This window comes from Bradyrhizobium sp. B039 (assembly GCF_038965675.1).
GTDB lineage: Bacteria > Pseudomonadota > Alphaproteobacteria > Rhizobiales > Xanthobacteraceae > Bradyrhizobium > Bradyrhizobium diazoefficiens.
The window spans coordinates 2836665-2850507 of the sequence record NZ_CP152416.1; the positions used below are offsets into that span (position 1 = coordinate 2836665).

The following is a 13843-nucleotide window of genomic DNA, read 5'->3' on the forward strand; positions in this document are numbered from 1 at the left end:
CTCTCCCCTCAATGATTGACACTACGCAACACGTTGTCGACGGCGGTGCCGAGCTTGTCGACGATCAGGTCGATCTCGGCGACTGATGCGATATAGGGCGGTGCCAGCAGCACGTGGTCGCCGCGGACGCCGTCCACGGTGCCGCCGCCGGGATAGCAGCCGAGGCCGTTGGCGAAGGCCTCCGCCTTGATCTTCTGGTTGAGCTTGAGCGCCGGATCGAACGAGGTGCGGCTGGCGCGATCGGCGACGAGCTCGATCGCCCAGAATAGGCCGCGCCCCCTGATATCGCCGACATGGCGGTGATTGCCGAAGCGCTCGGTCAGTCGCTGCTCGAGCTGCTTGCCACGCTCCTTGACGCGATCGAGTAGGCCGTCCTCGCGGATCACATCCTGCACCGCGAGCGCGGCCGCGCAGGCGAGGGGGTGCGCCAGATAGGTATGGCCATGCTGGAAGGCGCCCGAGCCTGACCGGATGGTGTCGATGATCCTGCCGCTCGCGAGCATCGCGCCGATCGGCTGGTAACCGCCGCCGAGTCCTTTCGCGATGGCCTGGATATCGGGCGCGACACCTTCCTGCTCCCAGGCGTGCGTGGTGCCGGTGCGGCCCATGCCACACATGACTTCATCCAGGATGAGCAGCGCACCGTGCCGGTCGCAGATTTCGCGCACGGCCCTGAAGTAACCGTCCGGCGCCGTCACCGCGCCGGCGGTGGCGCCGACGACGGGTTCGGCGAGGAACGCCGCAACGGTGTTGGGACCGAGCCGTTGAAATTCAGCTTCGAGCTCGGCTGCGAGCCGCGCTACGAACTGCGCATCCGACTCGCCGTCGTGCTTCTCATGATAAGCAAAGGCGGGAGTCACATGGCTGAAGGCGGCTGACAGCAGCGGCGCATAGGGCGCCCGGCGCCAGGCATTGCCGCCGGCGGCGAGCGCGCCGAGCGTATTGCCGTGATAGCTCTGCCGCCGCGCGATGAAATGCTGTCGCTGCGGCTCGCCGCGCTCGATGAAATATTGCCGCGCGAGCTTGATGCTGGCCTCGATCGCCTCCGATCCGCCGCTGACGAAATAGGCGTAGGCGAGACCGCCGGGCTCGTGCCCGACCAGCGTCTCCGCCAGTGCTTCTGCCGGCTCGGACGAAAAGAAGGCGGTGTGCGCATAGGCGAGCGTCGACGCCTGCTTCGCCATCGCCGCGATCACACGCGGATGCTGGTGGCCGAGACAGGAGACCGCGGCGCCGCCGGAGGCGTCGATGACGCGCCGTCCGTCCTCGGCGAAGAGATAGACGCCTTCGCCGCCGATCGCCTTGGGCGGCGTTTCGCGTAGCGAGCGGTGCAGCACGCGGCTGGTGCGAGTGCTCATGGATCAACCTTTCTCCGAGACGTAGGTGGTAGCTGCGGCAAGCCGCGCCTCGGTATTCTCCAGACGCTTCTTCGCGGCGATGCCGCCGAGCGAGAACGTCACCGCGGCAAGCGACTGTGCAATCGCGATCGCGCCGGTGAGGCTTGGGAAAAAGCCCGGGGAAGAGGCTGCCTCGAACAGCAGCACATGGTCGGCGCCCTCGGCCATCGGTGCTGATACGCTATCGGCGATCGCAATCAGCGTCGCGCCGGCACGATAGGCGGCCTGCGCGACCCGGACGCTTGCGTGCGTGTAGGGCAGGAAGCCGATGACGATGACGGCCTCGCCGGGGCGGAAGGCGCCGAGATCGAGATCGTCAGGACCGGACGCGCCGACGAGTTGCACCTGTTCGGGGCGGAACAGCCGCAGCTCGTAGTTCAAGAGTTCCGCGACGCTGCGGCAGCTGCGATAGCCCGCGATCCAGATTCGCCTGGTGTCGTGCAGCGCGCGGGCCGCCTCTGCAATCGGCTGCGCCGGAATGCGCGGAAGGCCGGCGGCCTCGGCCTCGAGCTTGCCGGTAACGAGCGCGACGTCGGCGTGCGGACCATGGTGCCGGCTCTTGGCGCGGCCGGAGAAGGGCGAGGTCTGCGACGGCCGCCGCGCCTCGGTCAGCGCCGCGCGCAACGCGTCCCAGCCGGAATAGCCGATGGCTTTTGCAAGCCGCGTGAACGCGGCGGGATCGGCGCCGGCAACGGCCGCGAGATCGCGCATCGAGCGGGTGGTGGCGTCGTAATCATTGGCGGCGACGAAGCGTCCGACCTCCTGCAAGCGCATCGGGAGCGATGGCAATGCAATGCGCAGTTCGCTCAACGGCGAGGATTTCGCGGGCTCGGCCATGAAACATTTGTTGCATGAATTGGCTTTTGGTGCAACAGTTGACGTGCGCCGCCGGAAATCGTTGCTTTTGAGAAGGATTTTTGCGCTGTGACATCAGATGGTCCGAGACCGCCGCCGCGCCGCCGCTTGTTCGGCGCCTTCGGACAACGGGAGCTGAAAGGCCTGTTCTGGCAGGTCCTGGTGGTCGGGATCGCGGTCGGGGTGATCGCCTTCCTCTGGTCCAACACCGTCACCAATCTCTCCGCTCGCCGGATCACCACGGGCTTTGCCTTTCTCGGCCGCGAAGCGGGCATGCCGATCGCCGACAGCCTGCTCGCCTATAGTCCGCGCGACACCTACCTCTGGGCCTTCGTCGTCGGGATCGCCAACACTCTGCGCGTTGCGGTGATCGGCATCGTGCTTGCGACCATCCTGGGCACGCTGATCGGGATCTCGCGGCTGTCGGCCAACTGGCTGCTGTCGCGGCTCGCCGCCGTCTATGTCGAGACGCTCCGCGACATCCCGCTGCTGCTTCAGCTCCTGTTCTGGTACGTGCTGATGCAGGGGCTGCCGGCCGCGCGCGCGGCGTTCCGGCCGCTCGAGGGAGTGTTCCTCTCCAATCGCGGCCTGATCCTGCCGGCGATCCCGATCGGGGCGCCGCAACTCTGGGTGCTCGGCACCGCCGCGCTGGGCTGTGCCGTGTTCTATGTTTTCAGACGATGGCAGATCGCGCAGCAGATGCGGGACGGCAAGCCGCGGTCGGCATGGCCGTTTGCGCTCGGCCTGATCGTCATGCTGCCGGCGGCAGTGTCGGTGCTGCTAGGTGTGCCCTGGGCGATCGAATGGCCCGAGCTGCGCGGCTTCAACTTCGTCGGCGGGTTGACGCTGGCGCCGGAATATTTTGCGCTCCTGATCGCGCTCGTCACCTACACCTCGGCCTTCATCGCCGAGATCGTGCGCAGCGGCATCCAGTCGGTGCCGCGCGGGCAGTGGGATGCCGCCAACGCGCTCGGCCTGCGCCGCAGCTTCATGCTGCGGCAGATCATCCTGCCGCAGGCGCTCCGCGTCATCGTGCCGCCGATGACGAGCCAATACCTCAACCTGACCAAGAACTCCTCGCTCGCGGTCGCGATCGGCTACCAGGACGTGGTCTCGGTCGCCAACACCACGCTGAACCAGACCGGGCAGGCGATCGAGGCGATCGCGCTGATCATGGCGGTGTTCTTGACCATCAGCCTCGGCATCAGCTTCTTCATGAACTGGTACAACGCGCGTATCGCGCTGGTGGAGCGCTGAGCATGACGGCGATCACCGATAGTCCGGATGCACCGCGCGCCGCGCGCCGCCCGCAGATGGGAAATCCGGTGCTGCGCTGGCTGCGCACCAATTTGTTCTCGTCGATCCCCAACGGCATTCTGTCGGTCGTGCTGCTGGCGATCCTCGCCAAGGGCATCTTCAGCTTCGTGCAGTGGGGCATCGCGAATGCAGTGTGGCTGACGCCCGCGAACGATTCCAGCGCGTGCCGTGCCGTCCGCGGCTTCGGCGCCTGCTGGGCGATCATCCCCGAGAAATATCGGTTCATCCTGTTCGGCACCTATCCGTTCGACGAGCAATGGCGGCCGGCGCTGTCGGTGGTGCTGTTCATCGCGCTGTTCTATCTCTCCAGCCGCCGTGCTTTCTGGCGGCGCGAGCTGGTCTATCTCTGGATCGGTGTGCTGGCGCTGATCAGCGTGCTGATGTGGGGAGGCGTGTTCGGCCTGTCCTTCGTGTCGCAGGACCGCTGGGGCGGACTGCCGGTGACGCTGATCCTGGCGACCTTCGGTCTCGCCTTCGGCTTCCCGCTCGGTATCCTCGTCGCGCTCGGCCGGCGCTCAAAGCTGCCGGCGATCCGCTCGCTCAGCGTGCTCTATGTCGAGCTGATCCGCGGCGTGCCGTTGGTCAGCCTGCTGTTCATGGCGAGCGTGATGTTTCCGCTGTTCATGCCCAGCGGCTTCAACATCGACAAGCTGCTGCGTGCGCAGATCGCGATCATCCTGTTTGCGGGCGCTTACCTTGCCGAAGTCATTCGCGGCGGCCTTCAGGCCGTGCCGCGCGGACAATACGAGGCCGCCGAGGGGCTGGGGCTGTCCTATTGGCGCAAGCACCGGCTGATCGTCCTGCCGCAGGCGATCCGCCACGTCATCCCGCCGCTGGTCAACACCTTCATTGCCTTCTTCAAGGACACCAGCCTCGTCCTCATCATCGGCATCTTCGACCTGCTCACGACGGCCAAGACGGCGATCATCGATCCGGCCTGGCAGCAGTTCTCGGTCGAAGTCTACATCTTCGTCGCCGCGATCTATTTTGTGTTCTGCTTTGCGATGTCGCGCTATAGCCGCGGCCTGGAGGCGGCAAGCGGACGGTGAGGTGATCTTCCTTCTCCCCTTGTGGGAGAAGGTGGCGCGAAGCGCCGGATGAGGGGTTCTATCCTCGAGTTCGGACGGTGAGGGAGTCGCTCGCGGAGAGATACCCTCCCGTCTCGCCGCTTTGCGGCGAGCCACCCTCTCCCACGAGGGGAGAGGGGAACTACCGAGTACGCGTTGTAGATCGTGCTACTTCTTCACCTTCGGATCAATCGGCGTCGTGCCGCGCAGGCCCAGAATATCCTCCAGAACCTTCGCTCCCGCGAGCACTTGTGCATCAGCGCGGGGGGCTCCCACCACCTGGACGCCGACCGGCAGGCCTGACGCCGTGAAGCCGCAGGGCAGCGACAGCGACGGGCAGCACGCTAGCGTGATGGCGTAGACGATGCCGAGCCACTCGACGTAGTTGTCGAACCTCTTGCCCGCGCATTCGGCGACATAGCGGTCTTCGATCGGAAAGGGCGGCACGATCGTCGTCGGCACCAGCAGGAGATCGTAGGTCTTGAAGAACTCCACCGCGCGTGCAGTCATGCCGACGCGTTGCGCCTCGGCGCGCGCGAGCTGCTCGACGGTGAGCTTGAGGCCTTCCTCGATGTTCCAGATCACCTCGGGCTTGAGCAGGTCGCGCTTGGTGCGCAGCAGATTGGCCTTGGTGATGGCGAAATCGAACGCGCGCAGCACGTGGAAGCATTCATGCGCCTCGCGCCAGTCGGGATGGGCCTCCTCGACGATGGCGCCGGCCTCGGCAAAGCGTTCAGCGGCCTTGCGTGTGATGGCTTTCACCTCAGGATCGACGGGCGTGATACCGAGATCGGGTGAATAGGCAATGCGCTTCGGCTTCTTGCCCGCCTGTGTCGTCGACAGGAACGACGTCGTAGGCGCAGGTAGCGACAGCGGATCGTCCGCATAGTCGCCGCTCATGGCATCCAGCAGCAGGGCGAGATCCTCGACGTTGCGTGCCATCGGGCCCACCACGCCGAGATTGCGATCGATCGCCGATTTGGGGGTATGGGCGACGCGGCCGATGCTCGGCCGCATTCCGACGACGCCGCAGAACGCCGCCGGGCTGCGCAGGCTGCCACCCATGTCGGAGCCCTGGGCGAGCCAGGCCATGCCGGTCGCAAGCGCCACCGCCGCGCCGCCTGAAGAGCCCGCTGCCGACTTGGACGTATCCCAGGGATTGAGAGTTGCGCCGAACACCTCGTTGAAGGTGTTGGCGCCGGCGCCGAATTCCGGCGTGTTGGACTTGGCGTAGACGACTGCGCCGTTGGTTTCGAGGTTCTCGACCATGAGGTCGGACTTCGCGGGGATGTTGTCCTTGAAGATCGGCGAACCCTGCGTGTTCAGCACGCCGGCGACGTCGGTCAGGTCCTTGATCGGCACCGGCAGGCCAGCGAGCAGCCCGCGCGCACCGGCCGGCTTCTGCATCAGCGCCTTCGCATTGGCCCGCGCGCGGTCGAAGCACAGCGTCGGCAGCGCGTTGACCTTGCCGTCGACCTCGGCGACGCGCTTCTCCAGCGCATCCAGCAGTTCGAGCGGCGAGACGTCGCCGGAACGCAACTTGTCGACGACGGTGCGGGCGGTTTCGCGGATCAGGTCTTGAGACAACTATTTTACTCCTATCTCTTGATTGTCATTCCGGGGCGCCCGAAGGGCGAACCCGGAATCTCGAGGTTCCGGGTTCGGTGCTTTGCATCGCCCCGGAACGACGGTGGCTAAATTACCTTGGAGAAACTAACCCCACCCGGCACTGATGCCGCCATCCACCGTATAGATGACCCCGGACGTATAGCCGGCGCGATCCGACGCCAGGAACGCCATGAGATCGCCGATCTCGCGCGCATGTGCGGGACGGCCCAGCGGCAGGCTCTTCTGGAATTCCTTGTAACGGCTCTCGTCGCCGAACTGGTGCTTGGCCCGCGTCTTGAGCAGCGTGACGTGGCGGTCGGTGCCCACAGGACCGGGATTGATGCCGACCACGCGGATGTTGTCGGCGAGGCTCTTGCCGCCGAGCGCGCGGGTGAACGCCATCAGCGCGGCATTCCCGGCGCTGCCGCAGATGTAGTTCGCGTCGAACTTTTCGCCGGCCGCACCGATGTCGTTGACGATGACCCCGCCGCCCTTCGCCTTCATCTGCGCGTAGATCTGCCGCGTGAGGTTGATGTAGCCGAACACTTTCAATTCCCAGGCGTGGCGCCAGGTCGCCTCGTCGATCTTGTCGATCGAGCCGCCGGGGATGTCGCCGGCATTGTTGACGAGGATGTCGATGTCGGCGGCTTCTGTGGCCAGCCGTGCGATGTCTTCGGTCTTGCGCAGGTCGACGATGCTCGTCGCGGCGTCGATCTGGTGCGCAGACCGCAAGCGGTCCGCCAGTGCCTTGAGCTGATCGCCGCTGCGCGCGGCGAGCAGGAGATGCGCGCCTTCCTCGGCGAACGCCTCGGCGGCGGCGGCGCCGATGCCCTTGGACGCGCCCGTGATCAGGACACGCTTGCCACGCAGATGCAGATCCATGGGGGTTACTCGCAAGATGGGAACACGATGAAATCAGTAGGCGGTCGGCCGTGCCACGGTCAACATTGCAGTGCAGCGTTGCGCTGCCCGCGACTTTGGTTCATTGCAGGGCGATCAAAAGACGGCGGCTGCCGGACCAACCAAGGACGTTCTCGATGAGCAAGAAACAATACCGGATCGCGGTCATCCCCGGCGACGGCATCGGCAAGGAAGTGATGCCGGAGGGCCTGCGCGTTTTGGAGGCGGCCGCCAAGAAACACGGCGTGTCCCTGCATTTCGACCATTTCGACTTCTCGTCATGGGACTATTACGAGAAGCACGGCCAGATGATGCCGGACGACTGGAAGGAGAAGATCGGCAAGCACGACGCGATCTATTTCGGCGCGGTCGGCTGGCCGGCCAAGATTCCGGATCATGTTTCGCTGTGGGGCTCGCTGATCAAATTCCGCCGCGAGTTCGACCAGTACGTGAACCTGCGGCCGGTACGGCTGATGCCCGGCGTGCCGTCGCCGCTCGCCAACCGCAAGCCCGGCGACATCGATTTCTGGGTGGTCCGCGAGAACACCGAGGGTGAATATTCCTCCGTCGGCGGCCGCATGTTCCCGGACACCGACCGTGAATTCGTCACCCAGCAGACGGTGATGACCCGCACCGGCGTCGACCGCATCCTGAAGTTCGCCTTCGAGCTCGCGCAATCGCGGCCGAAGAAGCACCTGACCTCGGCGACCAAGTCGAACGGCATCTCCATCACCATGCCCTATTGGGACGAGCGCGTGGAGGCGATGGCCAAGAAATTCCCGGGCGTGAAGTGGGACAAGTACCACATCGACATCCTCACCGCGAACTTCGTGCTGCACCCTGATTGGTTCGACGTCGTGGTCGGCTCGAATCTGTTCGGTGACATCCTCTCCGATCTCGGCCCGGCCTGCACCGGTACCATCGGCATCGCGCCATCAGGTAACATCAATCCCGAGGGCGATTTCCCCTCGGTGTTCGAACCGGTGCACGGCTCGGCGCCCGACATCGCGGGCCAGGGCATCGCCAACCCGATCGGCGCAATCTGGTCCGGTGCGATGATGTTCGAGCATCTCGGCGAGAAGGAAGCCGGCCGATCGATCGTGGAAGCGATCGAGCGCACGCTCGCCGAGCGCACGCTGCGCACCAGGGATCTCGGCGGCAATGCCGACACGACGGCCTGCGGCAAGGCGGTCGCGGATATGGTGGATTAAGCAGAGCTGCTAACCGAGGCGTCGTCCCGGCGAAAGCCGGGACCCATTACCCCAGGGAGTAGTTGCGGCGCGACGTTGGTGACTACGAGTCTTCGCCAAACCACCTTCTGTGGTTATAGGCCCCGGATGTGCGCTTCGCTGCGCTGATCCGGGACGACAGCAGTTGCGGTTTCCTACCCCGCGATCTTCTCGATCGCGGCCTGATCCAGCCCGAACTTCTGCCCGGCCGCGAGAATCTCCTGCCAGGTGGTCGGATCGACCGGAATGCCGTCGGCGAGGCACTTCTTCTTGGTCTCGCGCTCGGGCTCGCCGGCGATCTTGACCTTGTCGACGCCGGGGCCAGGCGGTGAGCCGGTGTGCCAGGCGACGAAGCTTTCGACTTCGCGTGCGAGGTTTTCGCCGGTGCCGAGCTTGCCCGGGTCGATGATGATCGAGAGCATGCCGTTGAGGACGTTGTACTTGCCGTCGGACGGGCCCTTGACCACCTGTCCGCCGGAGAGCGCGCCGCCGAGGATTTCGCACACGAGCGCGAGCCCCGAACCCTTGTGCTCGCCGAACGGCAGAATAGCGCCGTACGGCGGGATCACGGTGTAGCGCGGATTGACCGTGGGCTTGCCTTCATTGTCGATGATGGTGCCGGGCTCCAGTTCGACGCCCTTGTTGTGGGCGACGCGGGTCTTTCCCTGCGCGATCCTGCTGGTGGCGAAGTCGAGCACGATCGGCTCTTTGCCCCTGCGCGGGATGCCGACGCAGAACGGGTTGGTGCCGTGGCGGGCATCGCTGCCGCCCCAGGGCGCCACGATCGGGCGCGAGATCACGTTGACGAAGTGGATCGATACAAGCCCGTGGTCGATGCACTGCTCGGCCCAGTGGCCGATGCGGCCAATGTGGTGCGCATTGGAAAGACCGACGAGACATACGCCGTTGCTCTTGGCACGCTCGGCTGCCAGCTCCATCGCTTCGTGGCCGATCACCTGGCCGTAGCCGGTGAGGCCGTCGAGGGTGAGGAGCGGGCCAGTGTCGAGCACGATCTTGACGTGCTGGTTCACGGCGAGGCCGCCGTTGGTGACGCTCTGGACATAGCGCGGGATCATGCCGACGCCGTGCGAGTCATGTCCCCTAAGATTGGCCTCGACGAGGTTGGTGGATACGAGCTCGGCCTCGCGGTCCGAGGAGCCGCCGGCCTTGACGATGGCGCGGACGACGCTGGTGAGCGCTTCGGCCTTGATGGTGCGATAGTCAGCCATTTGTTGTTGCTCTTATCCCTTCACGATCCGGCGGCAGTGAATCCAGGCCGCTTCAATCAGGTTCTCGCTGGCCTCCGGCGTGCGGAACGCCGAATGCGCCGACAGTGTCACGTTCGGCAGTTTTGTCAGCGGATGATCCCCGGGCAGGGGCTCGACGTTGAAGACGTCGAGGCCGGCGTGACGGATGTGGCCCGACTTCAGCGCGTCGATCATGGCGACCTCGTCGACGACTGCGGCGCGCGCGGTGTTGATGAGGATGACGCCGGGCTTCATCGCAAAGATCTTCTCGCGCGTGATCATGCCGCGCGTTTCTTCGTTGAGCAGCAGGTGCAGCGACACCACGTCGCTGGTCGCCAGCACCGTGTCGAGATCGGTGAACGTGACGCCCGGGGAGCTCTTCGGCGAGCGATTCCAGGCGATCACCTTCATGCCGCTGCCGGACGCAATGCGCGCGACCTCTGCTGCGATGCCGCCGAAGCCGATAAGGCCGAGCGTCTTGCCGGTGAGCTGCATGCCGTCTTCGCGCAGCCAGTTGCCGACGCGCATCTCGCGGTCCATCATCGCGATGACGCGGGCCGAGGCCCACATCAGCGCGATCGCGGATTCAGCCACGGCGGTGTCGCCATAGCCCTTGATCAGGTGCACGGAGATGCCGAGCTCGGCGAGCTCTTCCGGATTCATGTAGCTGCGCGCGCCGGTGCCGAGGAACACGACGTGCTTCAGCCCCGTGCATTTCTTCGCGACGTCCGTCGGCAGCGCGGTGTGGTCGACGATCGCGATCTCGGCGCCGTCGAGGATTTCAGGGTATTGCTCGGGCTTGATGTCCGGATCCCTGTTGATCCGCACCTTGGGATCGCCCGGTTTCTCCAGCCGCTCCATGATCACGGCGAGGGCTTCGTTGGCGTCGACGAAAACTCCGCGCATGGCTCTCTCCGGTCAGGCCGCGACGCCGGCGATCGCCAGCACGGTGTGCATCAGCACGTTGGTGCCTGCGGCGCAGTCGGGCTGCGTGGCATCCTCAAGCTCGTTGTGGCTGATGCCGTCCTTGCAGGGCACGAACACCATCGCCGCCGGCATCACGGTGTTGAGGTTGCAGGCATCGTGGCCGGCGCCGGAGGTGATGCGGCGAGAGGAATAGCCGAGCGTCTTCGCCGCGTTCTCGACCGCCGCGATCAGCTTGGGATCGAAATGCGTCGGCGGCTTGCGCCAGACCAGGTCGATCTTGACCTCGACCTTGCGGCGGGCGGCAATCTCGGCAATCGCGGCGCGCAGATCGTGATCGAGCGCGTCCATGATCGCGCCATCGGCACTGCGGCAATCCATGGTGAAGGCGATCTCGCCGGGAATGACGTTGCGCGAGGGGTTTGAGATCACGGCCTCGCCGATGGTGCCGACCGCGTTCGGCCCATGCTTCTTTGCAATCGCCTCCATCGCCAACACGATTTCGGAGAGCGTGGCCAGCGCATCGCGCCGCAGCGGCATCGGGGTCGATCCCGCATGGCTCTCGAAGCCGGAAATCTTGCCGTCATACCAGAGCACGCCCTGGCCGGAATCGACGACGCCGATGGTCTTGCCCTCGGCCTCCAAAATCGGGCCCTGCTCGATGTGCAGCTCGACGAAGCAGCCGAGCTTCTGGAAGCCGACCGGCTTGTCGCCGCGATAGCCGATGCCGTCGAGCGCCTGGCCGACGGTGATGCCCTCGGCGTCCTTGCGTGACAGGATGTCGTCGGTGGTGAAATCGCCGACGTAAGCCGCGGACGCCATCATCGCGGGCGCGAAGCGCGAGCCTTCCTCGTTGGTCCAGTTGACCACACAGATGGGCGCCTCGGTCTCGATGCCGGCGTCGTTCAGGGTGCGGATCACTTCCAGCGCGCCGAGCGTTCCCAGGATGCCGTCATATTTGCCGCCGGTCGGCTGGGTGTCGAGATGCGAGCCGATGCCGACGGGCGGCTTCGACATGTCACGTCCCTTGCGCAGGCCGAACTGTGAGCCGAGCGCATCGACATGAACCTCGAGACCGGCATCCTCGCAGGCCTTGCGGAACCAGTCGCGCACCTGCTTGTCCTCGGCGCTCAGCGTCAGCCGCCGCACGCCGCCCTTGGCCGTCCCGCCGAATTGCGCGGTCTCGTGGATGGAGCCCCAGAGGCGGGCGGAATCGATTTGCAGATTGGTGGCGGCTCGGCTCATGCGGTCAGTCTCTCAGTTGTCATTCCGGGGCCCGACGAGCGAACCCGGAATCTTGAGATTCCGGGTCTGGTGCTTGCGCACCATCCCGGAATGACGTTGAAGGTTGTCCGGCATCCGTTTCAATGACGCGCCAGCGCGGGCGCGTCAACCGCGAGGCTGCTCTGCGCAATCTGACATGCAAGCTCGGCGACACGCTCCACCGCCACGACGTCGGGCGAGGCGAGCCAGCTCGCCGTGAACGTCAGCGGTGTGATTTCGAGATCGGTGTCGAGCAGTTGCAGCCGCCCGTCGGCGAGCTCGTTCTCGACGATGGCGTCGGGGATCACGGCGATCCCGAGGCCCTCGACCGCCATGTGGATAACGGTCGCGAGCGACGCAGAGGCATGCAGCCGTATCGGCGGCAATTCCGGCCGGTCGAACACCTCGCGCACGACCTCGTAAGGCTTGGTCTTGCGTGGGAAGGTGATGATCGGAAACCGTGCGAGCTCCGCCGGCGTCACCGGACCCTTGCCGAGCCCGAGCGAGGGGCTTGCGAGAAAGCCGATCGGGTAGTCGGCGAGCACGCGATTGTGCACGCCGGAGGCGGACAGCGGCCCAACCACGAAAGCAAGCTCGATCTCCTGCGCGAGGAGGCGTGCCGTGAGGTTCGGGGTGATGTCGACCTCGATCTCGAGCGACAGGTTCGGATAGATCTGGTTCACGCTTTTCACGAGGCGCGGCAGCCAGGTGTGCACGATGGTCTCGGCGACGCCGAGCCGCATCACGCCGCGCATCGCTGAGCGGTCGCCGATCTCCGCCATCATCTGAGCGCGGAGACCGATCAGCTTCTCCGCATAGACCATCATCTGCCGGCCGCTCGGCGTCGGCGAGGCCACGCGATGGTCGCGGTTGAGCAGCTTCACGCCCATCTCGCGCTCGAGCTGGGCGATGCGCTGGGAGATCGCCGGCTGGGTCGTGTTGAGGCGGGCCGCAGCGCCGCGGAAGCTGCCGAGCTTCACAACCCAGAGGAACGTCTCGATCGATCTGAAGTCCAGCATTGGAAGGATTTCCCCGATCGATAAACTGGATTTATCGATATTGATTAGAAAGGACGATTAGACTTTATAGCACGCTTGGTGTTGGCTGTCTTTGTCGAGTTTATAGGCAGGTCGATCAGATGACTGTTTTGGTGGCAGCGCAGCAAACTGAAACACCCGACACCCTCCCGAGCCGCCAGGCGCGGCTCGCCTATCGCGGCGGCGAGGTGGGGTCCACCGCCGGGGTCGCCCCCGGCTTCGTCCAGGGCAATCTGGCGATCCTGCCGGCGGAATACGCCAGCGCCTTTCACCGCTTCTGCCAGCTCAACCCGAAACCCTGCCCGATCATCGGCATGTCCGACGTCGGCAGTCCGCATATCCCCGCACTCGGCGCCGATCTCGACATCCGCACCGACGTTCCCCGCTACCGTGTCTGGCGCGATGGCGAAGTCGTCGACGAGCCGACCGACGTGAGGGGCTACTGGCGCGACGACCTCGTGACCTTCGTGCTCGGCTGCTCGTTCTCGTTCGAGGAGGCGCTGCTCGACGAGGGCATGCCGATCCGCCACATCGAGCAGAACGTGCGCGTGCCGATGTACCGCACCAACATCGCCTGCGGCGAGGCCGGTCCGTTCGCCGGCCCCATGGTGGTGTCGATGCGTCCGTTCAAGCCGGCCGATGCGATCCGCGCCGTGCAGATCACCTCGCGCTATCCAGCCGTGCACGGCGCGCCCGTGCATCTCGGCCATCCGCATCTGATCGGCATCAAGGACATCGCCAAGCCCGACTATGGCGATCCCGTGCCGGTCGCCGATGACGAGATTCCGGTGTTCTGGGCCTGCGGCGTCACGCCGCAATCGGTGATCAACGCCGCCAGGCTGCCGTTCGCGATCACGCATTCGCCCGGCCTGATGCTGGTGACGGATCTCAAGAACAGGACCATGGCCGTGATATAGTGGGCAGCGTTTGCTGCTTCTTCGGGCTTTACCGCATCCATCAATCGCTTCATTCGATCAGCCGAAATTCCGTAACAGAGGA

Annotated in this window: 12 protein-coding genes; 4 read left to right on the forward strand and 8 right to left on the reverse strand. The window is 65.3% G+C overall.

Translation table 11 applies throughout. From position 1 onward, the window contains the following. Positions 1 to 8 precede the first annotated feature (8 nt). Both AAFG50_RS13370 and AAFG50_RS13375 read right to left on the reverse strand, forming a co-directional pair. Complete coding sequence (locus AAFG50_RS13370) at positions 9 to 1358, reverse strand: aspartate aminotransferase family protein (protein ID WP_028172404.1); 1350 nt, start codon at positions 1356 to 1358, stop codon at positions 9 to 11. Positions 1359 to 1361: 3 nt separating this feature from the next. Then, positions 1362 to 2234, reverse strand: coding sequence for a MurR/RpiR family transcriptional regulator (locus AAFG50_RS13375; RefSeq protein ID WP_028172403.1), 873 nt, complete (start codon positions 2232 to 2234; stop codon positions 1362 to 1364). An 87-nt stretch (positions 2235 to 2321) separates the two neighbouring features. Here AAFG50_RS13375 and AAFG50_RS13380 point away from each other — a divergent pair, with 87 nt between their 5' ends. Both AAFG50_RS13380 and AAFG50_RS13385 read left to right on the forward strand, forming a co-directional pair. After that, positions 2322 to 3509 (forward strand): ABC transporter permease subunit, encoded by a 1188-nt coding sequence (locus AAFG50_RS13380; RefSeq protein WP_028172402.1) that lies wholly within the window; start codon positions 2322 to 2324, stop codon positions 3507 to 3509. Positions 3510 to 3511: 2 nt separating this feature from the next. After that, entirely contained in the window at positions 3512 to 4618 is a 1107-nt protein-coding gene (locus AAFG50_RS13385) for an amino acid ABC transporter permease (protein WP_342714179.1), read from the forward strand. 186 nt (positions 4619 to 4804) lie between these two features. Here AAFG50_RS13385 and AAFG50_RS13390 read toward each other — a convergent pair whose 3' ends face one another. Both AAFG50_RS13390 and AAFG50_RS13395 read right to left on the reverse strand, forming a co-directional pair. Further along, a complete protein-coding gene (locus AAFG50_RS13390) occupies positions 4805 to 6223 on the reverse strand; it encodes an amidase family protein (protein ID WP_028172401.1) in 1419 nt (472 codons plus the stop codon). 126 nt (positions 6224 to 6349) lie between these two features. Beyond that, positions 6350 to 7126 (reverse strand): SDR family oxidoreductase, encoded by a 777-nt coding sequence (locus AAFG50_RS13395; RefSeq protein ID WP_028172400.1) that lies wholly within the window; start codon positions 7124 to 7126, stop codon positions 6350 to 6352. A 155-nt stretch (positions 7127 to 7281) separates the two neighbouring features. On the opposite strand from AAFG50_RS13395, the gene AAFG50_RS13400 reads away from it, so the two are divergent. Next, the gene (locus AAFG50_RS13400; protein ID WP_011085700.1) at positions 7282 to 8355 is read left to right on the forward strand and encodes a tartrate dehydrogenase; all 1074 of its coding nucleotides are present in this window, start codon (positions 7282 to 7284) and stop codon (positions 8353 to 8355) included. Positions 8356 to 8528: 173 nt separating this feature from the next. Here AAFG50_RS13400 and AAFG50_RS13405 read toward each other — a convergent pair whose 3' ends face one another. The 4 genes from AAFG50_RS13405 to AAFG50_RS13420 all read right to left on the reverse strand — a co-directional run bounded on the left by AAFG50_RS13405 (position 8529) and on the right by AAFG50_RS13420 (position 12826). Further along, complete coding sequence (locus tag AAFG50_RS13405; RefSeq protein ID WP_028172399.1) at positions 8529 to 9602, reverse strand: malate/lactate/ureidoglycolate dehydrogenase; 1074 nt, start codon at positions 9600 to 9602, stop codon at positions 8529 to 8531. Between the two features lie 12 nt (positions 9603 to 9614). Further along, the gene (locus AAFG50_RS13410; RefSeq protein WP_028172398.1) at positions 9615 to 10526 is read right to left on the reverse strand and encodes an NAD(P)-dependent oxidoreductase; all 912 of its coding nucleotides are present in this window, start codon (positions 10524 to 10526) and stop codon (positions 9615 to 9617) included. A gap of 12 nt (positions 10527 to 10538) precedes the next feature. Next, positions 10539 to 11789 carry a Zn-dependent hydrolase gene (locus AAFG50_RS13415; RefSeq protein ID WP_028172397.1) on the reverse strand — a complete coding sequence of 417 codons (1251 nt, stop codon included), beginning with the start codon at positions 11787 to 11789 and terminating at the stop codon, positions 10539 to 10541. Between the two features lie 119 nt (positions 11790 to 11908). Further along, a complete protein-coding gene (locus AAFG50_RS13420; protein WP_011085704.1) occupies positions 11909 to 12826 on the reverse strand; it encodes a LysR family transcriptional regulator in 918 nt (305 codons plus the stop codon). 119 nt (positions 12827 to 12945) lie between these two features. On the opposite strand from AAFG50_RS13420, the gene AAFG50_RS13425 reads away from it, so the two are divergent. After that, the gene (locus tag AAFG50_RS13425; RefSeq protein WP_028172395.1) at positions 12946 to 13761 is read left to right on the forward strand and encodes a putative hydro-lyase; all 816 of its coding nucleotides are present in this window, start codon (positions 12946 to 12948) and stop codon (positions 13759 to 13761) included. Positions 13762 to 13843 lie beyond the last annotated feature (82 nt).